Below are 897 nucleotides of genomic sequence, written 5' to 3'. Positions count from 1 at the left end.
GTCAGCCAACATCGACGTTGCCTGTGATGACGTCTTCGCTGGCAAGCCAGCGCCTACAAAAACCGAATCCTGTAGGAGCCGGCTTGCCGGCGAAGGCGGCGTGTCAGCCAACATCGATGTTGCCTGTGATGACGTCTTCGCTGGCAAGCCAGCGCCTGCAAGGGGACCGTTTTCCACAGAGAACAACAATAGCTTCGAAGAGGACAATGCCATGCAAACTCAACTCTTGATCAACGGCCAACTGCAAAACGGCGAAGGCCCCGCCCAACCGGTGTTCAACCCGGCGCTAGGAAGCGTGCTGGTGGAAATCAACGAAGCCAGCGAAGCCCAGGTCGATGCCGCCGTGCGCGCCGCCGATGCCGCGTTCGACAGCTGGTCGCAGACCCCGCCGAAAGAACGTTCGTTGCTGCTGCTCAAGCTCGCCGACGCCATCGAGGCCCATGGTGAAGAGCTGGCCAAGCTGGAATCGGACAACTGCGGCAAGCCCTACAGCGCCGCGCTCAACGACGAGATCCCGGCGATTGCCGACGTGTTCCGCTTCTTCGCCGGCGCCAGCCGCTGCATGAGCGGTTCGGCCGGTGGCGAGTACCTGCCCGGCCACACCTCGATGATCCGCCGCGACCCGGTGGGGGTGATCGCCTCCATCGCGCCGTGGAACTACCCGCTGATGATGGTCGCCTGGAAAATCGCCCCGGCCCTGGCCGCCGGTAACACCGTGGTGCTCAAGCCGTCGGAGCAGACGCCACTGACCGCCCTGCGCCTGGCGCAACTGGCGGCGGAGATTTTCCCGGCCGGCGTGCTCAACCTGGTGTTCGGCCGTGGTCCTACGGTCGGCAGCCCGCTGGTCACCCACCCGAAAGTGCGCATGGTGTCGCTGACCGGTTCCATCGCCACCGG

General features: G+C 64.5%; 1 protein-coding gene. It reads left to right on the top strand.

Annotated elements, in window-relative coordinates:
• Positions 1–211 precede the first annotated feature (211 nt).
• On the top strand, positions 212–897 hold a 686-nt coding region (locus tag NQL71_RS29660), incomplete at its 3' end, for an aldehyde dehydrogenase family protein (RefSeq protein WP_274643790.1).

This window comes from Pseudomonas serbica, from assembly GCF_028823535.1.
GTDB classification, from domain to species: Bacteria; Pseudomonadota; Gammaproteobacteria; order Pseudomonadales; family Pseudomonadaceae; genus Aquipseudomonas; species Aquipseudomonas serbica.
Note: the sequence above shows the minus strand (reverse complement) of the source record. Positions and strands in the feature narration are given on the sequence as shown.